Here is a 20,180-nt window from a genome sequence, read left to right as displayed (position 1 = left end):
GCAGTCAGCCCAGGCTCCCATCGCGGCTCCGATGCCCGTCGCGCAACCTTCATAGCTTGATAGACCCCCGGACGACATGGCGGGAGACCTGCCCTACCCCCCACCAGCCCCCAGCCGGCCCGATGGCGCGCCACGCTCGGCTCGCCGAGCCCGTCTGGCAGCCAAGGCAAGCTGATGCCTCCCGGCTATCGCCACACGGTGCTGGTCGTCGAAGACGAAGCTCCGATCCGCCAGTTGCTGGTCACGACATTGGCTGCCGAAGGCTTCCTGGTCCATGAGGCCGGATCCGCTACTGAAGCCCTAGCCGCCGCCGCCGCCCGACGCATTGACCTGTTCCTGGTCGACCTCGGCCTCCCGGACCTAGATGGCCAACTGCTCGTCCGGCGGCTACGCGCCTCGTGCCAGCGGCCCATCATCGTGTTGTCCGCCCGCTCTAATGAGGCCGACAAGGTCGCAGCGCTAGACGCTGGCGCCGATGACTACCTTGTGAAGCCATTCAGCGTCCCTGAGTTGCATGCACGCCTGAGAGCCTCGCTACGCCGCGCAACGCGCAACGACTCAGGCCAGCAACTGCGCATCGGTGAAGTGCTGGTAGATCTGGACGCAATGACAGTAACACGCGCCGGTACGCCGGTGCAGTTGACTGCGACGCAATGGCGGCTGCTTACCGTGCTCGCCAAGTCGGCCAACCGTGTCGTGACCTCGCAGGCCTTGCTGCGTGACGTCTGGGGTCCCCACCAAGTCGAGCAGGGCCACTATCTGCGCATCTACATGCGCCAGCTACGTCAAAAGCTTGAGGCAGACGCCACGCAACCGCGTTACCTGCTGACCGAGCCCGGCCTGGGCTACCGGCTGGTCATAGACCCCTGAAAGACTCGGCTGCGGAGAGGGTCACGCCTGCGCATCGAGCCAGGCAAGCATCCCCCGTAACGACGCGGGACTCGCATTCGCGAGCGGCCCGCACAGGAGCGCGGAACGTGAACCTCGTCGCAGGTTGCTCACAACCGTTGGTTATGGACGGTGAATTTTTATGCGGCGTTAACGCCGCCCTGGATAGCCTGCGCCGCATGTGCCTGTCCAGAGCCTGCCGTTCTCGGCCAGCTCGCTAGACGATCAAGTAAGTACGGGGCAGTGCCAACCCGTTACCGCCGCGATCGAGCGCATGCAATGCCCCTTGCCCTGGCGCCGATTCGTCCGGGGCCCGACGAACTACCGACTCGCCTTCATGTCCAAATGATGACATCGATACCCCTATCCGCCGTCCTGCGGCGCGCCACGCCGACCGAACGCCGCATGACGGCAGGCATGCTGGTAGGGACCGCGCTGGCCGCAGTTGCCGCTGCCGCGGGTCCGGCGCTGCCGCCCGTGATCCGGTTGACGCTGGCTGCGTCGCTGGCGATCGGTGGCCTGTGGTTGCTGTGGACTTGGCTGGCGGTGCTACGCCATGGGCAGAGCGAGTTGCAGCGCTACGTCGACAGTCACCGCGACTTCAGCGCGGCGCTCGCTCCGGTCTGGTCGCGCCAGATCGGCATGTCACGCGGCCAGATGGAGGCCGCTGTCACCGAGCTCAGCACGCGTTTCGGGGGCATCGTCGCCAAGCTAGATCAGACGCTGGCCATCACCGCATCCAGCTTGCAGCCCACAGATCGCGCAGATACAGGAAGCCCTGCGGTGTTCGCGCTTTGCGAGCAACGCCTTGTTCGGCTGGTCGACTCCATTGAGGAGGCCATGCAGGGCAAGGCGACGCTTGTCGCACAGATCGGGGAACTAACGGCGCTGGTCACCGAACTGCGCGACATGGCTAACCAGGTAGCGAAGATCGCGGCACAAACCAACCTGCTGGCAATCAACGCCGCGATCGAGGCTGCTCACGCCGGTGAAACGGGCCGCGGCTTTGCGGTGCTTGCCCAGGAGGTCCGCAAGCTCTCGGCGCTGTCCGGCGAGACCGGCTCGCGCATCGCCGCCACCGTGTCGCGAGTCACCGACGGCATCGCCGCAACGCAGCTGGCGTCCGAGGCATCGAGACGCGATGACCAAGCCGCAGCGCAAACGTCACGCACAACCATCGCCGCCGTAATCAGCGAGTTGCGCGGCCTGACCGACGCGATGGCGGACGCCACCCGTCAGTTGCAGCAGGAGAGCGCCGACATCCAGGGGGAGGTGTCCGAAGCACTGGTCCAGCTGCAGTTCCAAGATCGCGTGAATCAGATCCTCGCCCACGTGCAGCAAAGCATCGAGCGGCTACCCGAACAAATGTCCGGCGCAAGCGACGACTACGAAAGCCGCGGGCGTCTTGAGCCGGTTAGTGCTGCCGAGATGCTGGATGAGCTTGAGCGCAGCTATGCGATGGCCGAGGAGCGCAATCGCGTCAGTACGCCCCCAGGCGGCAGCAAGGCAGTCGCCGCGCACCCAGCCGACAGCGAAATCACTTTCTTTTGAGGACCGACATGGCCAAAACCATCCTCGTCGTCGACGACTCTGCATCTCTGCGTCAGGTCGTTGGCATCGCCCTGCGGGGTGCCGGCTACGACGTCATCGAGGCCTGCGATGGGCAGGACGCACTGAACAAGCTCACGGGCCAGAAGGTCCATCTCATGATCAGCGACGTCAATATGCCCAACATGGACGGAATCAGCTTCGTAAAAGCCGTCAAACAACGCCCCGCCTATCGCTTCACGCCCATCGTCATGCTGACGACGGAGTCGCAGGAGTCAAAGAAGGCCGAAGGCCAAGCAGCCGGCGCCAAGGCCTGGGTCGTCAAGCCTTTCCGGCCCGAGCAAATGCTGGGCGTCGTGCAAAAACTGGTGCTGCCATGAGCACACCACCTCTTTGCATCGCCGGCGAGCTGACGATCTACCGAGCCCTTGAGCTGAAGCCGCAAATCATGGACGAGGTCACGCAGCGATCCCGCCCCTGCATCGATCTGTCCGGCGTCGAAGAAGTCGACACCGCTGGCGTGCAGTTGCTGCTGCTGGCCCAACGCGAGGCTCTGGCCCGTGGCGTGGAGCTTCAGCTGCTGAGCCCGAGTGCGCCGGTGTGCGACGCACTTGCCCTGCTTTGGCTAAGCCCCCGGCTGGAGGCCCCACTTGTGTCCGGAGTCGACGCATGAACATCGATCAAGCGCTTCAGACCTTCATCGCAGAGAGCCATGAGCTGCTCGACGACATGGAGTCTGCGCTTCTGTCAATCGGCGCGGCCAACCCAGAAGAGCGGTCCGAATCGATCAACGCGATCTTTCGTGCGGCACACACCATCAAAGGCTCGGCTGGCCTGTTCGGTCTGGACCACGTCGTGGCCTTCACCCACGTCGCGGAAAGCGTACTCGACGAAGTTCGCTCCGGAAGACTCGAGCTCGACGACGCTCTGGTCGCCCTGCTGTTGAATTGCGCCGACCACATGCGCAGCCTGGTCGACGTGATCGCGGCTGGACACAACGAGCCCGACACTGGCCTGGAGGCCGACGGCTTGCCGCTGCTGACGGCGCTAAGCGCTCGTCTGGGCGGTTCTGCGGAGTCCTCTCTGGAGGCTGACATTCCGACACGCGCCGCAGTACCAGCCAGCCCGGGATGCTGGCATCTGTCGGTGCGCTTCGGGCCTAGCGTCCTGCGCAACGGCATGGACCCAATGTCCTTTATCCGCTACCTCGGAACGCTGGGCCGCATAGTGCGCCTCATCACCGTGCCGGATAGCCTACCGGCGGCCGCGGACATGGACCCGGAATGCTGCTACCTGGGCTTCGAGATCGCGCTGGAGGCCGATGTCGACAAGGCCGCCATCGAGAACGTCTTTGAGTTCGTGCTCGACGACTGCGAGTTGCGCATCCTGCCACCCGCATCGCTCATCGATGAGTACGTGACGCTGATCCGCGCCTTGCCCGAGGAGCCATTCCGACTCGGAGAGATCTTGGCCAGCTGCGGCAGCGTGACCCTGCACGAGATTCGCCAGGCGCTGCAGGTCCAAGACCAAAGCCGCGATGGCGACAACGAGCCGCGGCGGCTCGGTGACCTGTTGGTCGAGCAGGGAGGCATCCAGCCCGCCGTCGTCGAAGCAGCACTAAGCCAGCAGCGAAAGGTGCGCGACGCGCCGGGGCGTGAGCGGCAATCCGTGCGGGTCGACGCAGAAAAGCTCGACAGCCTCATCGATCTGATCGGCGAACTCATCATCGCCCAGGCCAGCGCTAGCCTGGCGGCGCGGCGCACGGTGGATGCCGAACTGCACGAGGCTCATTCGACGCTGACTGCACTGGTACAGGCGGTGCGCGACAGCGCCCTTCAACTTCGCATGGTCAAGATCGGCGCAACGTTCAGCCGCTTTCAGCGTGTTGTCCACGACGTCTCGCGCGAGATCGGAAAGCAGATTGACCTCGTCATCAGCGGGGAAGAAACCGAACTCGACAAGACCGTCGTCGAGAAGATCGGTGATCCACTGACCCACCTGGTTCGCAATGCGATGGACCACGGGATCGAGATCGCCGAAGTCCGCGCGGCGCGCGGAAAGCCGATGTCCGGCAGCATCCGCCTAAACGCCTATCACGATGCCGGCAGCGTCGTCATCGAGGTCGAGGACGACGGCGGCGGCCTCGACAGGGAACGCATCCTTGCCAAGGCAGCCGAGCGCGGCCTGATCGAGGCTGGACGCACCCTCTCGGACACCGAGGTTTTCGGGCTGATTTTCGAGCCCGGCTTCTCTACCGCCGAGCAGGTCACCAACCTGTCGGGCCGCGGCGTCGGCATGGATGTCGTCAAGCGCAACATCACGGAGTTGCGCGGCCATGTTTCCGTCGCCAGCAAACCAGGCGTCGGAACGACCGTCACGGTTCGCCTGCCGCTGACGCTGGCCATCATCGACGGCTTTCAGATCGAGGTCGGCCGCACTGTCTTCGTCGTGCCGCTTGAGTCCGTCGAGGAGTGCATGGAGTACCGCGGCGGGGAGAGCGATTGGATCGACCTTCGCGGTGAAGTGCTGCCGTTGATCCGGCTGCGGCAACTCTTCGAGATCGACGGCGCGCCGCCTCCTCGACGCAACATCGTCGTGCTCCGCCAGGGGCGCGACCGACTGGGCCTCGTTGTCGACACGCTGCTCGGCGAGGCTCAGACGGTCATCAAGCCCTTGTCCCGCGTCTTTTCCCAAGCCAAGGGCATCAGCGGCTCCAGCATCCGCGGCAACGGGGATGTTGTCCTCATCCTCGACGTGCCTGCGCTAGTCCAGCAGGCCTGCCAGCGCACAACCCATTCCGACTCCCTCGTCGCCTGAGGGCGGCGCCCGACTTCCCAGGAGAGATACATGTTTTCCAACCTCAAGATTGGTGTCCGGCTGATTGCAGGCTTCCTGTTGGTCGCCTCCATCAGCATCGTCGTCGGCGTCATCGGCCTGCGCAACGCAGGACAGATCAACGACCTCGCCTCCAACATGTACCAGCGCGAGCTCATCGGGCTCTCGACGATCAAGGAAGCCAACATCGAGCTGATCTACATCGGCCGCGCACGCGCCAACTACCTGCTGTCGACATCCAACGAAGAACGGGCCCGCCACATGGCGTCCATCCACAAGTCCAGCGCCGCAGTCAAGGACTATATGGCCAAGGCACGCCCACTTTTCTTCAGTGAGCGCGCCAAGGAGATCTTTACCAGCTTTGACCGCCAGTGGGAGGTCTACCAGAACGAGATGCAGCGTGTGCTGGCGCTGGCCTCGATGCAGAAGCTGCAGGAACGTGACGAAGCACTAAGCCAAGGCCTGGCCAGTGTCCGCGAAAAAGCCAATGCGATGGACGACATACTCACCGAGCTGACCAAGCAGAAGGAAGAGCGTGCCAGCAAGGCAAACGACGAGACGGATCAGCTCTACGCGGATAGCCGCCACCTGCTGATCTTCATCATTGCTGGCGGCGTGCTGCTCGGCGTAGCGCTCGGCTGGTTCATCAGCCGTAGCGTCAGCCGCCCTATCCGTGAAGTAGTTGATGTTGCGAATCGACTTGCCGAAGGTGACATGACGGTCAAGATCGAGAGCAAGACACGCGACGAAGTCGGCCAGTTGCTCAGCGCGATGCAGCACATGACTCAACGCCTGACCCAAGTGGTGGCAGAGGTGAATGCCGGCGCCGAGGCACTAGCCGGCGCGTCCGAGGAAGTCAGCGCCACCGCCCAGTCACTCGCGCAGGCCGCCAGCGAACAGGCTGCTGGTGTTGAGGAGACTAGCGCTTCGCTCGAGCAGATGACCGCATCAATTGCGCAGAACACTGAAAACGCCAAGGTCACCGATGGCATGGCCTCGCAAGCCTCCAGCCAGGCCGTCGAGGGCGGCGAGGCCGTCAAGTCAACCGTGGAGGCCATGAAGCAGATCGCCGGCAAGATCAACATCATCGATGACATTGCCTACCAGACAAACTTGCTCGCGCTGAACGCTGCCATCGAGGCTGCCCGCGCTGGTGAGCATGGCAAGGGGTTTGCAGTCGTAGCAGCAGAGGTGCGCAAGCTCGCGGAACGCAGCCAGATTGCAGCACAGGAGATCGGCGAAGTGGCATCCAGCAGTGTGCAGCTGGCTGAGCGCGCCGGCCGCCTGCTTGACGAAATTGTCCCGAGCATCCGCAAGACCTCGGACTTGGTGCAAGAAATCACTGCCGCAAGTGAGGAGCAATCCTCCGGCGTCGGGCAGATCAACGCGGCCGTCAGTCAGCTCAGCCAAACCACACAGCAAAACGCCAGCAGCTCTGAAGAGCTGGCAGCCACGGCTGAAGAAATGAGTTCACAAGCGGAGCAACTGCAACAGGCCATGGGCTTCTTCAAGCTAGGCGTTCCGCCGGGCGCCACGAGTCCCGCTCGCTCGAGCCAGAGCGCTCGCCGCCAGGCTGCCAAGCCGACTTCCCCGCGTCGCAGCAAGCTCAGCCATTCAGCACAGGCCACGGCGGGCGATGACGATCTGGGCATCGACGAGTCTCAGTTCGCTCGCTTCTAAGGAGCATTCATGAGTCTGCCCAACAGCGCAGCCTCGGGGCTGCCCTCCCAATACCTGACCTTCAGCCTGGCTGGCGAGACCTTCGCCATTGGAATTTTGTCCATCAAGGAGATCATTCAATTCCGCGGGTTGACCGAGGTACCGATGATGCCGCGCGCCGTGCGCGGCGTGATTAATCTCCGTGGCGCCGTCGTTCCGGTCATTGACCTGGCACTGCGCTTTGGCAAACCAGCCAGCGCCGCGGGCCGACGTAGCTGCATCGTCATCGTCGAGGTCAGCGACGGGGGCGACAGCCCGGTACTCGGCGTCATGGTCGATGCTGTCAGTGAGGTTATCGAGATTCCGCCGAGCGAAATCGAAGAAGCGCCCAACTTCGGTGCCTCGATCAGGCGCGAGTTCATTGCCGGCATCGGCAAAGTCCGCGGCAAGTTCGTTTTGCTTCTCGACGTCTCTCGGACCTTGTCGCTGGATGAGTTGGCAGAGCTTGCACTGCCCCCCCAGGAGGGTGTCCTAGACGCCGCCTGACATAGATTGGCCATGACCGCAACGATTACCGACAAGGAGTTCACGCGCTTTCGCGACTTCATCTTCGAGGCGGCCGGTATCACGCTGGCGGACTCGAAGAAGGCCCTAGTGAGTGGTCGCTTGTCCAAGCGACTGGCTGCACATGGCTGCGACAGCTTCTCGAACTATCTGGACCTGATCCTTGGTACGCAGGCACCCGGAGAGCTGCAAGTGGCAGTGGATCTGTTGACCACCAACGAGACCTACTTCTTCCGTGAACCCAAGCATTTCGAACTGCTGCGCAAGCAGGCGCAAAGCTCCGCAAAGGCACGACGACCACTTCGCGTGTGGAGCGCTGCCTGCTCGAGCGGAGAGGAGGTCTACAGCATCGCCATGGTGCTGGATGATGTCATGGGCACGCAGGGTTGGGAGGTCATGGGCTCCGACATCAGCACCCGCATGCTCAGACGCGCCCGCGCTGGTCACTATCTCCTTGAACGCACGCGTCAGGTGCCGTCGGACTATCTGCGCCGCTACTGCCTGCGAGGCTTTGGCGACCATGAGGGTTCACTGCTTGTCCAGCGCCAACTGCGCGACAGGGTGCAGTTCTGCCATCTCAACTTGATGGACTCGCTGCCCCGGGCAAGCAGCTACGACATGATCTTCCTGCGCAACGTGATGATCTACTTCAACGGAGACACCAAGCGGCAGGTGGTCTCGCGCGTGCTCAGCGTACTCAAACCCGGTGGCCACCTGCTGATCGGCCACTCGGAGAACTTGAACGGCATCAACGACCAAGTAATGGCCGTGGCGCCCTCGGTCTACCGCAAGCCCGAAGGTCAGCCGTGAAACGCCGACTTGTCCACCTCGCACCAGGCGACCACTTCGTCGGCGACGCGCGCCACCGCGTCCGCACCCTGCTTGGCTCGTGCGTGTCCATCACGCTATGGCATGCACGCTCTCGCATCGGTGCAATGTCGCACTTCCTGCTCGCTGACCGTCCTGAGAACAGGGCCGACCGACGCAAGGCGCCACTGGATGCGCGCTACGGCACCGAGGCGCTGCTGCTGATGCTGCAGGATCTGGGCCGACGCGGCATAGAGCCGCGAGACTGCGAGGCCAAGGTTTTCGGTGGTGCCCATATGTTTCCGGGCTGGTTCGATATGCGCCAGCAGGTGGGCCAACGCAACGGCCATGCGGCGCTACAGCTGTTGCAGGAGTTCGGCATAGAGCTGGTTTCGAGTTGCCTCTACGGCTACGGCCATCGGGTGATCCTGTTCGACATCGCTTCCGGTGACGTCTGGGCCCGCCAGGCCAAGATGGCGTCAACACCGCCGGGATGGATCCACCCATCGCAACTGGAGGAAGCATGATGGGGAGCCTCGAAGGCCGAGTCAGGAGCGTGCTCATTGTGGAGGACAGCAGCGTCCAGCGCGCCCACCTTGCTGGACTGCTTTCGCTGCTGGGCGTTCGCCTGGTGCATCAGGCGGCCAACGGCGCAGAGGCCCTCGTGCTGCTGGATTCGCTAGCGACGCCACCTGACGCCATGGTCATCGACCTCCATATGCCGGTCATGGACGGGATTGAGCTGATTCAGCATCTCCAGTCCCGCGACATGAAGGTCCCCATCGTCGTCGCATCAACACGCGAATCGACCCTTGTCAGCGCCGTGCTGGAGATGGCACGCGCCAATGGCCTACAGATATCGCGCGCAGCACACAAGCCGCTCACGCTGGACGTACTGAGCGAAGCGCTGATGGGCTGCCTGCAGGCTCCTGCCGATCGACGCGCCCCGGAATCGATCTATGTAGAACCGTCTCAACTGGCATCAGCCATTGAGAACGGTGCCATCCAGCCTCACTTCCAACCGAAGGTTGACGTGCGCAGCGGCTTGATTCGTGGTGTGGAGGCGCTCGCACGCTGGACAGATGACGCGGCCGGCCCGATAGCACCGGACCGTTTCATCCCAGTGGCGGAAGCCGAAGGCCTGATCCATCCACTGACCTTGTCCATGCTGCAGCAGGCCACCACGCAGTTGGGCGCCTGGCTTGCCCGGGGCTTCACGCTGTCCGTCGCGGTCAATCTTTCACCCAAGCTGCTTGATTCCAGCCGGCTGGTAAGCGAGATCGACGCCATAGTCCAACGCGCTCGCATCCGACCGGAGCAACTGGTGCTCGAAGTCACCGAGAACGCACTAATTAGCTGCGAAGGCGTCGCCCTGGGCACGCTGGCACGCCTGCGCATGGCTGGCTATGGCCTATCCATCGACGACTACGGAACAGGCTTCTCCTCCATGCAACAGCTGGCACGCGTGCCATTCACGGAGCTGAAGATCGACCGCAGCTTTGTACATGGTGCACATGCAAATGAACAACTTCGCGTAATGCTCCAGTCCTCCATCGAGATGGCCGCGCGCCTGGGGCTGACCAGCGTGGCGGAGGGCGTTGAGACACTCGAGGACTGGATCTGGCTGCAACGCTACGGATGCAACGTCGGGCAAGGGTGGCTGATTGGGCGCGCACTACCCGGTGACCAACTGCCGGCTTGGCTGCGTGGTCACCAGACACGCTTGGCGAGGCTGCGCACCGTCCATCCAGTCCATCCGCCGGTAGACCCTGACCCCTCCTCCACATGAAACCCATCCGAACCCTGGTGGTCGACGATTCGGCTGTCGTTCGACAAGTCGTTTCTGGACTGCTTGACCGAGCGCCAGGCATTGAAGTCATCGCCGCATGCGCCGATCCACTACTCGCAAGAGAGCGCATGCGATTGAGCTGGCCCGATGTGATCGTGCTTGACGTCGAAATGCCGCGCATGGACGGAATCACCTTCCTTCGTCAAATCATGGAGGAGCGGCCGACGCCCGTCGTCATCTGCTCGACGCTCACCGAACAAGGCGCACGGACCACCATCGAGGCCATGGCAGCAGGTGCTGTAGCCATCGTCACCAAGCCACGCATCGGTCTCAAGGAATTTCTTCTCGAGTCGGGTGACGAGCTGGTCGCTGCGGTGCGGGCCGCATCACGAGCCAACGTGCGGCACCTCGCTGCCCGCGCTGCCGGCCTCACAGCCAAGGCGACCCAGAAGCTCAATGCCGACGTCATCCTGCCCCCAAGCTCACCAAGCGCGATGGTCAAGACCACGGAACGGATTGTCGCGATCGGCACTTCCACCGGAGGCACCCAAGCCCTTGAACAAGTACTGACGGGCCTGCCGCGAGTTTGCCCCGGCATCGTCATCGTTCAGCACATGCCAGAGAAGTTCACCGCCGCCTTTGCTGCTCGGCTGGATAGCTTGTCCGAGATCGTCGTCAAGGAAGCGGCCTCCGGCGACCGAGTCATGCCAGGCTGCGCCCTGATTGCTCCCGGCGGGAAGCACATGCTGCTGAAACGCAGCGGGGCCCAATACCACGTCGATGTGGTTGACGGTCCACTCGTCAACCGCCATCGACCTTCGGTGGATGTGCTGTTTCGTTCGGTAGCGCGCAACGCAGGCGCAAACGCACTTGGCATCATCATGACGGGCATGGGAGACGACGGTGCGGCCGGACTGCTGGAGATGCGCCAAGCCGGCGCCCAGACGCTTGCCCAAGATGAAGCCTCCTGCGTTGTTTTCGGCATGCCCAAGGAAGCCGTCAAGCGAGGCGCCGTCATGCGCCAGGTCACGCTCGGGCAAATCAGTACCGAAATCGTTGCGCAACGCCGCTAGGGTGGCAGTCGACCAGGGCGCCACTGCTTCACCACCAGAAGCTCCAGTTGTCCATTCGGCCTTGGCTGAATGAGTGCCCCGAGGAAAGAGACTCCAGAGGCCTCAGCTACTCCCTCGGCGGAAGTGAGTATGCGCGCCGAGTCAGCAGCGTACTGAGAATCCGACCACGACCGCATGGCCGGACACCAAGACGGGCGGCGCGCGCACCAGGCGACTGCTGACGGATGCAGCCTGGAACTACCGGGGCCCTGCGAGGATGAGCCTCACCCTCCGAGTGCACAACCAGGTGCCGCAGCTGCAACGCGAGGCGTCCAGCACAGCAAGATTTGCATCGCCAAGACTCGAAGGCGCCCCACTCCGAAAGGGCGATCGCCTGCCAAGCCGCGCCTACTTTGAACTGAACGAACACAGGCGGACTATGGCGATTCGTGCAGCTTCACAATTGGAAGCGCCCCCAACCGAGCTGCACGCGGAAAACCATCGTCGGCCCGACGGATATCAGCTTGATCCATCATCACCGCAGACTGTGTGCAGTGTCAGCCCGGGCTGCTTGCGTTCAACATCGAAATGTCTGACCAAAAGCGGCCATATCAGTCCGCCAGCCTCCAATCACCCTTCTCTATCGTCAGCAAGACGCGTGCGCCGTCCTCCAGGCCCCAGTGATCCTTTGCGGAATAGCGGATCACGCCTTGCGTGATCGTCACACCCTTGGTGTTCTCCAGCGCATCCTTGAGCGCCGCCCGGAACTCCGGCGTCCCCGGCCTGGCCTTCTTGAGCGCAACTGGCACCGCCGCCTGCAACAGCAGGTGCGCGTCGTAGCCATGCGCTGCAAACTGATTGCGGGTGCCTGCGCCAAACTGCTGCTCGTAGCGCTCGACGAACTCCGTCGCCAGCTTCTTGGAGGGATGCGATGCCGGCAACGATTCCGGCATCACCGCCAGTCCCGCCACGACGATCGATCCGTCCACGTCCTTGCCCCCCACACGAATAAGGTCGCGCGAGGCTGCGCCATGGGTCTGGTAGATCCTGCCCTTGTAGCCACGGGCCACGATGGCCTTGTGCGGCATCGCAGCACCGCTGCCCGACGCACCGATCAAGATGGCATCCGGCTGCGCCATGGTGATCTTCAGGGCCTGCGCCGTTACGCTGGTATCGGAGCGAGCGAAGCGCTCCGTCACCAGGGACGTCAGTCCGGCCTTCGCCGCCTGAGCGTCGAAGGACTTCAACCAGGTCTCGCCATAGGCGTCGGAATAGCCAAGATAGGCATAGGTCTTGACGCCATTCTTCTTCATGTGCTCCACGAGCGCCGATGCCATAAGCGGCGTGGACTGCGCCACGCGGAAGGTCCAGGCGTCCTTGCCTGCGGGAAGATCGACCGGTGAGGTCGAGATCTGCACGGTGCGGCCTTCTAGCGCCTCAACGGACAGGGCAAGCGATGCCGGTGTCGCGGTCGAACCGACGATCACGTCCACCTTGTCCTCGGCAACGAAGCGGCGTCCGTTCTTGACGGACTGCGTCGTGTCCGAAGCGTCGTCCAAGATGATGAGCTTGACCTTTTCGCCCCCGATGGTTTCAGGCCACAGCGAAATGCCGTTCTTGGTCGGGATGCCGAGGGCCGAGGCCGGGCCTGTCAGCGGTAGGCTCACGCCAACAGTGATCTCGGCATGTACAGCGCCGACAAAGAGCGCGCCCATGAGTGCTGCAACCGACGGGTGGATGAACTTCTTCATGATGTCTCCTGGCTGGATTGAACTAGCTGCACGTCACACGGCCCGCCTCGCGCCTGACCGAGATAGATCTCTCTCGCGGATTTCTGGACGACACGGTCGCCGTGCGCCTCATGGCGATATCGCCTTCAACCTGAGCACAACTTGCGCAGCAGCGAACGCAACTGCTCCTTCTCCGCCCCGGTCAGCGCGACAGAGATGCGTTCGTCGTGCACCTTCACCGCCTGCTTGTAGCGCTTGAGCTGGCGGGCACCCACCTTAGTCAGCAGCAGGCTGTGGGCGCGACGGTCGCCCGAGGCTTGGCGCTCGACCAGCCCCTTCCTCTCGAAGGTGTCGATGATGGCCACGACGCCGGAACGCGCGATGCCCATCACCTCGGCCAGCCGCGTCTGTGAGATGCCAGGGTTGTTCTCAACAATCACAAGCGCCGAGAACCGCTGTGGCGTGACCTCTTCCGGATCCATGGTGGCAGCGAAATCCTCGTATATCGACAGCTGCGCACGGCGCACCGCATACCCGACCAGCTCGTCGAGCACGTCGTACTCCACACCTTCGATACGGGCGTTGAAATGAACACGCTGGGACAAACAGTCTCCTCATCCGCGCGGATCCTGCGCTTGTGTTCTTAAATATGACTGTTATAGGCTATAACAATTCGGCGCGCATGTCATCTGGCGATGCAGCATCGGGAAGACGAACTGGAGATCGGCGTGAAAGTGACGATTGCAGGAGCCGGCATCGGCGGGCTTACCTTGGCACTGATGCTGCATGAGCGCAGCGTCGAGGTGGAAGTGTTCGAGGCCGTCAGCGACATCAAGCCTCTCGGAGTAGGCATCAACCTGTTGCCGCACGCCAGCCAGCAGCTGTGCAGGCTTGGCCTGGAAGACGACCTGGCGGCCTGCGCGATTGAAACGTCCACGCTCGCCTACTTCAACAAGTTCGGCCAGGAGATCTGGCGTGAAGCGCGTGGTCGTGCAGCCGGCTACGACTTCCCGCAGTTCTCCATCCACCGCGGCGAGCTCCAGATGAAGCTGCTGGCGAAGGTGCGGGAGCGCATCGGCAAGGAAGCGGTGCGCTGCGGCCACGCCTTCGACTCCTTCGAGCAATCCACCGACCGGGTCAATGCCTGGTTCAAACGCCGTGGGGACGGCGTCCTTGTGCAGTCCAAATGCGACGTGCTGGTTGGCGCGGACGGCATCCATTCAGCCGTGCGCCGATTCCTCTATCCGCACGGCGATCAGCCCCGTTTTTCCGGTCGCATGCTGTGGCGCGCAGTGACTGAGGCCAAGCCATACATGGACGCTCGCACCATGTTCATGGCCGGCCATCAGGATCAGAAGTTCGTCTGCTATCCGATCTCGGAGCCGCTGCGCCGGGAGGGTCGATCGCTGATCAACTGGATCGCCGAGTTGCGTGTACCAAACAGCGAGTTGCCCAGCACCGACTGGAACCGCAAGGTTGACAGGTCCGTCTTCGCGAAGTGGTTCGAGAACTGGCAATGGGATTGGATCGACATCCCCGCCATCATCGAAGGTGCCACGGAGATTTACGAATTCCCGCTGGTCGATCGGGATCCGTTGCCGCGCTGGACGTTCGGTCGCGTCACGCTGCTGGGCGACGCTGCACATCCCATGTATCCGATAGGCTCAAACGGCAGTGCGCAAGCCATCCTTGACGCGCGCTACCTGAGCGACTGCCTGAGCGACGATCCAGATACTGGTTATGCCTTGCGGGAGTACGAAGCTGAGCGCCTTCCGAAAACTACGGGCATCGTGCTGCGCAACCGCATGAACGGGCCGGAGCAGGTCATGCAGCTGGCCGAGTCGCGCGCGCCGCAGGGCTTCCAGAACATTGATGACGTGATTCCGCGTCACACGCTGGAAGCCATCTCGCTGCGCTACAAGCGCTTGGCGGGGTTCGACAAGGACACCCTGAAGACGAAGGCATGAACTGATTCGCATGCTTTTCCATCATGACACCTCTGCCAAGCCCCGGCTTGAGGATCGAAGGCTCTACCAGGCCCGGGACGATTCAAGCGGAGAGTTTCCTGTGCTCGCAGCGGATTGCTCCCGAGTCAGGCAACCATCAGCCTGCAGTCGGTCCATGCGACGCCGCAGGGCCTCCTGCGGGATGCGCAAATGGACAGCCAGATCGGCCAGATCTGTATGGCCGGCCTCTAAGGCTGCAACGACTTCAGCGGGCTGCAGACTCTCGGCGCTTCGCAACTGGGCGTGTTTGCGAATCAGGTTGTAGAGCGATGGTCGTGAGATGCCCAGCCCTTCCGCAGCCTGACTGAGTCGCCAGCCGGCCGCGTCAAGTGCTGCGATCAGCTCCTGCTCAGAAACGCTGGACGGTGCACGAAAGCTTCGACTGGCAGGCAACGCTGCGCCAGCGCCAAGTGGGGCAGGCACACGCGTCGGCACCGGATCGTGCGCCGGCACGCCAGCCACGGCCATCGAAGATACACGCACGTCGCCACCCAGCAGTTCATGCACCGAAGGCCAATCCATGCCCTGCCCTCGCTGCGCTTGCAAAGCAACACGCCGCATCGCGTGCATGAACTGGCGCACATTGCCGGGCCAGTCATGCATGCACAACGCTCGCAGCAAGGCCTGAGGCAACCTGGGCATCTCGGTGAGCGGGCCCTCCTCCTGAAGAGCCAGCAAGGCCAACAAACCGAGATCCTCGCGGCGCTGGCGCAGCGGCGGGGTGCGGATGACAAAGGCTTCCAGCCTGCGCAGCAGTGGCTGGTTGAAGCTGCCGGACTGCAGGTCTCGGTCGGTCGCGGCAATCAGGCGCACATCGGCACGCTCATCACGACAGGCACCGAGCGGCCGGAACTCGCCGGACTCGATCGCGCGCAGCAGCATGGGTTGCACCAGGGCTGGCGTGTCGCCTACCTCATCGAGAAAAAGCGTGGCGTCGTGCGCTTCACGCCAATAGCCGGCACGAGCAGTCTGCGCCCCCGTGTAAGCGCCGCGTGTAGCGCCGAACAGGTCGGATGCCGCAAGCGACTCCGACATGGCGGCCATGTTGACCGTGATCAGGCGCGCGTCGCGGCGCCGGCTCTGCGCGTGCACAGCCTGGGCCACCAGTTCCTTGCCCGTGCCCGACTCTCCCAGGATCAGGACCGGCAGCTCGGTGCTGGCCACCTGGGCGATCTGGCGACGAACACTCACCATGGCGCTGCTCAACCCAGCCAGCTCGCCAAGTGCCAGGCCGTCGGGCAAGCAGCGCACACGATGCAAGCAAAGGGCCACTATGCCGCCGAATATCAGCACGGCACCACGCTCGATAGCCTCGGGCGATACCTCAAACTCTCCATGGAGTTGCTGCCCGTCGAGCTCGCAATGCATGGCCGTATCCGGCAGGCAAAGACGCAGCCCACCGCCCGGCGTCTCCAGCAGTCGCGTAGGTCTGCGCGAGACGGCTGCATGACCGAGCGCCTCCACCTGTGTCTGCTCCACCAGTCGGAAGGGTGTGCTGCGACTCAGGCTTGCAGCCACGCCAGGTGCCGGCAGCACACACTGGGCCCCAAGGAGCATGGGCCGCGGATGCCAGATCACCGTCAACGCCAGCAGGGCGGCGCCATCGGAATGCTCACCGAATCCGGGGGACGAAAGTGTTTGCTCGTCGGCGTTGGGCAGGCCAGGATCCATCAGCAGGTCTCGGTTGCGACGGAGAGCCGCATTCTCAGCCCATGACGCGTCAAACGCGTCAATCGCATGCCTGACGCGTCAGCGCGACCTCTGACGCCGTCATGATGCGCGCATGTAGGCTTTCCGACGCGGCGCAGCGCCTGGCACGGAGCTTGATGTGCGGTGCCTGCTGGAAGCGCCGTCGTTTCCCGCATTCAACCTTGAAGGGAACCCGCCATGCATACGCGCACCTCATCCCGCCTGCTGCTATGTGCCGCCGCACTTTGGCTGACAGGCTGCCAGACCTCACCTGTCGCGAAAGCGCCGGACATTGATCCTCCCTGTATCGTGACACCTGCCGCCCTCGCGCACATCCAGGCCCGGCATTGCGCGCTGGTCCCACCGCCCGGCGCCAACCAGTTCGTCCCGATCTACTGCACACCAGCTGGTGCACAGAACTTCTGCGCCATGGTCCAGAACGCGCCGCTCAAGTTCCGCGTCGTGCAGCCGGATGCGCGTATCCGCTACGACGCCAACCTCGACCCCACCGTGGTCGGCACGGCCGGCGAGAAATGTGGTCGCATGGTGATGGAGCCCAATGGCAACGTGGTCACCCAGTTTCCGGAACTTGGGGGTGCCCCCACGCCGCCGGCCTGCCACTGAAGAGCTGATGCGACAACTGCTTCTGAGCGAGCGCGCCACACCCGACGTCATCGTCGAGATGCTGGGCATGGAGGAGTCCGTCTGGGAAGACGGCCATGCCCGCGTGATGCTTTTGGGCCCGGGCCGGCCACTGGCGGCGTTCTGGCTGCACTACTACGGCAGCTCGGCCGAGATGTTGCTGACGCCCGAGCAGCTGCCCCGCTTGCTCGAGGACATCGACCATCTGCTACGCGATACCAGACTCCCGCCGCAGATGACGAGCTTCCTGCGCAGGATGCGCAACCTCTGCGCGCGTGCGCTGCAAGCAGCGGCGACGATGCAGTTGTCCGTCATCGCCGACTAGGGCCTGTTAACACTAATTGCACCAAAGCAATTGGGCTGCGACAGTGAGTGCATGGAGATCACAGCAGCCCAATTCGCGCAGATCGAGCACTGCTTGCCGCTGCAACGCGGCAACGTCAGCCTGTCGAATCTGCAGGTGTTGAATGCCATCCTTTACGTTGCTGAGCACGGCTGCAAATGGCGCGGCTTGCCCAAGCGCTTCGGCAACTGGCATACGATCTACACGCGCATGAGCCGCTGGGCAAAGTCGGGCGTTTTGGACCGGACCTTCGAGCAATTGCAGCAGGCGCAGATCGTGCAGATCAAGATTGAAGCGGTGTCGCTGGACAGCACCAGCGTCAAGGTGCACCCCGATGGCACCGGCGCGCCAAAAAAAACGGTCCGCAAGCTATCGGCAAATCCCGTGGTGGGTGGAACACCAAAATCCATCTCGTCGCGGCGGACGCGCGCACGGCCATAACCTTCTCGCTGTCACCAGGGCAGGCGCACGATGCTCCCGAGGGGCGAGCTCTGCTGAAGCGGCTCGGTGCGCCCAATCGGCCTTTGCATCTGTTGATGGATCGCGCCTACGAGGGCAACGAAACTCGGCAGCTCGCACTCGACCTGGGGTTCATCCCTGTCGTGCCGCCCCTGAGCACGCGCATCGAGCCCTGGGAGTACGACCGCGAGATGTACAAGCGCCGCAATGAAGTCGAGCGCCTGTTCCGCCGCCTCAAGGGCTATCGCCGAATCTTCTCCCGCTTCGAGAAGCTCGACATCATGTTCACCGCCTTCATCAGCTTCGCTCTGATCGCTGACGGATTGCGTTTGTGTTAACAGGCCCTAGCCCATTGAGGAACACCGGTTCGTCCGGATACCTACCCAACGCGCGCTGGAAGACGGCCAGCGCTGCATCGGCACGCCCCTGCCGGATCAACAGCTGCGCTTGCCCATTGAGCGCATGGAAATCGTGGGGATCGAGACTCAGTGCGTGCGCGTACTCGCGTTGCGCCGCGTCCAACTGCTCCTGCAGCTCCAATACCCACGCCTGAGCCGTATGGGCCAGAGCCAGTTGGTCCTCGGTCCTGAGGGCGAGTTGGGCGCTGGCCGCCGCACGGTCCAGCCAAACCGGATCCCGGCCATTGCCGGCGTAGCGCAGGCAATAGGCGACGGCAAGCAGCGCAGCCACTCGAGCCGGAGGTGTGTGCTCAGCGGCCAGCACGGCCTCCAGCGTAACGATGGCCCGATCAATGCCCACGGTGTCGTCCGGCAGACGCAGGCTGCGCTCCGCAGCAGCTACGTCCCGGGGCGCGATGGGTACTCCATCGGGCCGCAGCAGAATCCCGGCGCCCACCAAAACCAATGCGACAACCAAGAGTCCTGCGGCTCTCCACGCACGCAACGCGGCCCTCCGGGGGGCAACGGCCGGCGGGGCATCTGCACCGTTGAGCCGACACAAGCGCGCCGCCACGACACCCAGCTCGGTCAGCCGCATGGCCGGATCACGTCTGGTCATCTCCTGAAGCAGCTCCAGAAAGCGGGAGTCCACGCCCGCGGCCACCAACTCCAGGTCCTGCGCCAGACGCTGGTGAGCGAGCGCAAGTGTGCTGGCCGGCACGCGACCAGGGCCGGCCACGATGCGGTACAACGTCAGGCCCAGGGAGAAGACGTCGCTTGCGGTGCTTGGCGGTGCGCCCAGCAGCAGCTCTGGTGCCATGTAGGCCAAGGTGCCGGCGTTCTCGCCCAACGCCGAGAGGTCCTGCGTCGCGCAGGGATCGCGGGTCGTTGCCAGCCCCAGATCGAGAATGCGCACCTGCCCCTGGGCATCGACCATCAGGTTCGATGGCTTGATGTCACCGTGCACGACACCGCCTGCATGGGCGGCATGAATGGCCACGGCCGCCTCCCAGGCCCAGCGCTGCGCAATGTCCGTCGACACCGGCCCGTCTGCAGTGATCTCGCTGAGCGTACGGCCGTCGATCAGCTCCATCACGAGGAAAGTGCGGCCCTCATGGTGGAGCAGTTCGTAGATCGTGACGAAGGCCGGGTGTTTCACGCGCGCGGTCATGCGCGCCTCGTGCAGGCTGCCCTGAGGGCCGCGCTCGGCACGCAACAGGCATTTGATCGCCACGGCCCGGCAAAGGCGAGCATCCCAGGCCTCGTAGACGATGCTGAAGCCTCCTCGCCCCAACACGCGTCGTAGCTCGTAGTGCGACAGGAAACGGGGAAGTTCCGTGCCGTCCTCAAGCCTCGAAATGGCCGTTTGCCCAGGCATCCATCCGTCCTGCCGTATTGAGCCGTCGCGATGGTAGTCGGACGGGGCACCTAGATTCCTGGCACCTAGCATGATTACCAGGGAGAAGGTTGAACGGAGCAGGGGCGACCGCCGGAATCGGCCTTTCGTCAGCGATGCCGAACGAGCCTGTCCTACGGCGATGCAATGGCCTCACGGACTATCTGGCCCATAGACGGGGAAAGGATGCCTGGTCCATTGACTGCGAGCAGCAATCGGCCATCTGTTAGTCGAGCGCCGCCCTGACGAGATTGAAGCTCCGTTCCAGCGCGCGGCGGAACAGCACCCCCGATTGCGTGGCCAGGTTGGCGGCACCAACAAGGTTCCCAGGTCCGTCGTCCCGAATGCCCGGGCCGTGGCATTCAATCCTGCGCT

19 protein-coding genes are annotated in these 20,180 nt (G+C 63.4%); 15 read left to right on the top strand and 4 right to left on the bottom strand.

Annotation, left to right across the window (positions count from 1 at the left end):
- Positions 1-174 precede the first annotated feature (174 nt).
- The 11 genes from QM732_RS06435 to QM732_RS06385 all read left to right on the top strand — a co-directional run bounded on the left by QM732_RS06435 (position 175) and on the right by QM732_RS06385 (position 11,163).
- Complete coding sequence (locus tag QM732_RS06435; protein ID WP_415655352.1) at positions 175-870, top strand: response regulator; 696 nt, start codon at positions 175-177, stop codon at positions 868-870.
- 297 nt (positions 871-1,167) lie between these two features.
- Positions 1,168-2,439, top strand: a complete 1,272-nt coding sequence (locus QM732_RS06430; protein WP_415655351.1) for a methyl-accepting chemotaxis protein — start codon at positions 1,168-1,170, stop codon at positions 2,437-2,439.
- A gap of 8 nt (positions 2,440-2,447) precedes the next feature.
- On the top strand, positions 2,448-2,816 hold the full coding sequence (locus QM732_RS06425; protein ID WP_415655350.1) for a response regulator: 369 nt from the start codon (positions 2,448-2,450) through the stop codon (positions 2,814-2,816).
- Positions 2,813-3,109 carry an STAS domain-containing protein gene (locus tag QM732_RS06420; RefSeq protein WP_415655349.1) on the top strand — a complete coding sequence of 99 codons (297 nt, stop codon included), beginning with the start codon at positions 2,813-2,815 and terminating at the stop codon, positions 3,107-3,109. The genes QM732_RS06425 and QM732_RS06420 overlap by 4 nt, the downstream gene beginning before the upstream one ends.
- Positions 3,106-5,253 carry a chemotaxis protein CheW gene (locus tag QM732_RS06415; protein ID WP_415655348.1) on the top strand — a complete coding sequence of 716 codons (2,148 nt, stop codon included), beginning with the start codon at positions 3,106-3,108 and terminating at the stop codon, positions 5,251-5,253. Before QM732_RS06420 ends, QM732_RS06415 begins: the two co-directional genes overlap by 4 nt.
- A 30-nt stretch (positions 5,254-5,283) precedes the next feature.
- Positions 5,284-6,951, top strand: coding sequence for a methyl-accepting chemotaxis protein (locus QM732_RS06410; RefSeq protein ID WP_415655347.1), 1,668 nt, complete (start codon positions 5,284-5,286; stop codon positions 6,949-6,951).
- A 9-nt stretch (positions 6,952-6,960) separates the two neighbouring features.
- Positions 6,961-7,476, top strand: coding sequence for a chemotaxis protein CheW (locus QM732_RS06405; protein WP_415655346.1), 516 nt, complete (start codon positions 6,961-6,963; stop codon positions 7,474-7,476).
- A gap of 12 nt (positions 7,477-7,488) precedes the next feature.
- The gene (locus tag QM732_RS06400) at positions 7,489-8,304 is read left to right on the top strand and encodes a CheR family methyltransferase (RefSeq protein ID WP_415655345.1); all 816 of its coding nucleotides are present in this window, start codon (positions 7,489-7,491) and stop codon (positions 8,302-8,304) included.
- On the top strand, positions 8,301-8,828 hold the full coding sequence (locus tag QM732_RS06395; protein ID WP_415655344.1) for a chemotaxis protein CheD: 528 nt from the start codon (positions 8,301-8,303) through the stop codon (positions 8,826-8,828). Before QM732_RS06400 ends, QM732_RS06395 begins: the two co-directional genes overlap by 4 nt.
- Positions 8,795-10,090 (top strand): EAL domain-containing protein, encoded by a 1,296-nt coding sequence (locus tag QM732_RS06390; protein WP_415655343.1) that lies wholly within the window; start codon positions 8,795-8,797, stop codon positions 10,088-10,090. The genes QM732_RS06395 and QM732_RS06390 overlap by 34 nt, the downstream gene beginning before the upstream one ends.
- Positions 10,087-11,163, top strand: coding sequence for a protein-glutamate methylesterase/protein-glutamine glutaminase (locus QM732_RS06385; RefSeq protein WP_415655342.1), 1,077 nt, complete (start codon positions 10,087-10,089; stop codon positions 11,161-11,163). Before QM732_RS06390 ends, QM732_RS06385 begins: the two co-directional genes overlap by 4 nt.
- A 590-nt stretch (positions 11,164-11,753) precedes the next feature.
- Here QM732_RS06385 and QM732_RS06380 read toward each other — a convergent pair.
- Together QM732_RS06380 and QM732_RS06375 are read right to left on the bottom strand one after the other, a co-directional pair.
- Entirely contained in the window at positions 11,754-12,893 is a 1,140-nt protein-coding gene (locus tag QM732_RS06380) for an ABC transporter substrate-binding protein (protein WP_415655341.1), read from the bottom strand.
- Between the two features lie 125 nt (positions 12,894-13,018).
- Positions 13,019-13,477: a MarR family winged helix-turn-helix transcriptional regulator gene (locus tag QM732_RS06375; protein ID WP_415655340.1), complete on the bottom strand. Its 459-nt coding sequence runs from the start codon at positions 13,475-13,477 to the stop codon at positions 13,019-13,021.
- A gap of 123 nt (positions 13,478-13,600) precedes the next feature.
- On the opposite strand from QM732_RS06375, the gene QM732_RS06370 reads away from it, so the two are divergent.
- On the top strand, positions 13,601-14,839 hold the full coding sequence (locus QM732_RS06370; protein WP_415655339.1) for a flavin-dependent oxidoreductase: 1,239 nt from the start codon (positions 13,601-13,603) through the stop codon (positions 14,837-14,839).
- A gap of 63 nt (positions 14,840-14,902) precedes the next feature.
- On the opposite strand, the gene QM732_RS06365 is transcribed toward QM732_RS06370, so the two are convergent.
- Positions 14,903-16,549 (bottom strand): sigma-54-dependent transcriptional regulator, encoded by a 1,647-nt coding sequence (locus QM732_RS06365; protein ID WP_415655338.1) that lies wholly within the window; start codon positions 16,547-16,549, stop codon positions 14,903-14,905.
- A gap of 327 nt (positions 16,550-16,876) precedes the next feature.
- On the opposite strand from QM732_RS06365, the gene QM732_RS06360 reads away from it, so the two are divergent.
- From QM732_RS06360 to QM732_RS06350, 3 genes are all read left to right on the top strand, one after another.
- Positions 16,877-17,191: a hypothetical protein gene (locus QM732_RS06360; protein ID WP_415655337.1), complete on the top strand. Its 315-nt coding sequence runs from the start codon at positions 16,877-16,879 to the stop codon at positions 17,189-17,191.
- A gap of 7 nt (positions 17,192-17,198) precedes the next feature.
- Positions 17,199-17,534 (top strand): hypothetical protein, encoded by a 336-nt coding sequence (locus tag QM732_RS06355; RefSeq protein WP_415655336.1) that lies wholly within the window; start codon positions 17,199-17,201, stop codon positions 17,532-17,534.
- 51 nt (positions 17,535-17,585) lie between these two features.
- Positions 17,586-18,349 (top strand): IS5 family transposase gene (locus QM732_RS06350; protein WP_415654614.1). Its coding sequence is split into 2 segments (ribosomal slippage): positions 17,586-17,901 and positions 17,901-18,349, totalling 765 coding nucleotides; the frame shifts between segments, so codons are not numbered across the junction.
- Here QM732_RS06350 and QM732_RS06345 read toward each other — a convergent pair.
- Positions 18,309-19,787, bottom strand: a complete 1,479-nt coding sequence (locus QM732_RS06345; RefSeq protein WP_415655335.1) for a protein kinase domain-containing protein — start codon at positions 19,785-19,787, stop codon at positions 18,309-18,311. The genes QM732_RS06350 and QM732_RS06345 overlap by 41 nt on opposite strands.
- Positions 19,788-20,180 lie beyond the last annotated feature (393 nt).

This window comes from Roseateles sp. (assembly GCF_047654805.1).
In the GTDB taxonomy this organism is placed as follows: Bacteria; Pseudomonadota; Gammaproteobacteria; order Burkholderiales; family Burkholderiaceae_C; genus Pelomonas.
The sequence above is the reverse complement of the archived record's forward strand: the minus strand, read 5'-3'. Positions and strand labels throughout refer to the sequence as shown.

Excerpts from the sequence above, each read along its gene's own strand:
- QM732_RS06380 (WP_415655341.1), bottom strand. The coding sequence starts at position 12,893 with ATGAAGAAGTTCATCCACCCGTCGGTTGCAGCACTCATGGGCGCGCTC.
- QM732_RS06410 (WP_415655347.1), top strand. The coding sequence starts at position 5,284 with ATGTTTTCCAACCTCAAGATTGGTGTCCGGCTGATTGCAGGCTTCCTG.
- QM732_RS06420 (WP_415655349.1), top strand. The coding sequence starts at position 2,813 with ATGAGCACACCACCTCTTTGCATCGCCGGCGAGCTGACGATCTACCGA.
- QM732_RS06400 (WP_415655345.1), top strand. The coding sequence starts at position 7,489 with ATGACCGCAACGATTACCGACAAGGAGTTCACGCGCTTTCGCGACTTC.
- QM732_RS06355 (WP_415655336.1), top strand. The coding sequence starts at position 17,199 with ATGCGACAACTGCTTCTGAGCGAGCGCGCCACACCCGACGTCATCGTC.
- QM732_RS06405 (WP_415655346.1), top strand. The coding sequence starts at position 6,961 with ATGAGTCTGCCCAACAGCGCAGCCTCGGGGCTGCCCTCCCAATACCTG.
- QM732_RS06365 (WP_415655338.1), bottom strand. The coding sequence starts at position 16,549 with ATGGATCCTGGCCTGCCCAACGCCGACGAGCAAACACTTTCGTCCCCC.
- QM732_RS06390 (WP_415655343.1), top strand. The coding sequence starts at position 8,795 with ATGGATCCACCCATCGCAACTGGAGGAAGCATGATGGGGAGCCTCGAA.
- QM732_RS06430 (WP_415655351.1), top strand. The coding sequence starts at position 1,168 with ATGCCCCTTGCCCTGGCGCCGATTCGTCCGGGGCCCGACGAACTACCG.
- QM732_RS06435 (WP_415655352.1), top strand. The coding sequence starts at position 175 with ATGCCTCCCGGCTATCGCCACACGGTGCTGGTCGTCGAAGACGAAGCT.
- QM732_RS06345 (WP_415655335.1), bottom strand. The coding sequence starts at position 19,787 with ATGCCTGGGCAAACGGCCATTTCGAGGCTTGAGGACGGCACGGAACTT.
- QM732_RS06385 (WP_415655342.1), top strand. The coding sequence starts at position 10,087 with ATGAAACCCATCCGAACCCTGGTGGTCGACGATTCGGCTGTCGTTCGA.
- QM732_RS06415 (WP_415655348.1), top strand. The coding sequence starts at position 3,106 with ATGAACATCGATCAAGCGCTTCAGACCTTCATCGCAGAGAGCCATGAG.
- QM732_RS06425 (WP_415655350.1), top strand. The coding sequence starts at position 2,448 with ATGGCCAAAACCATCCTCGTCGTCGACGACTCTGCATCTCTGCGTCAG.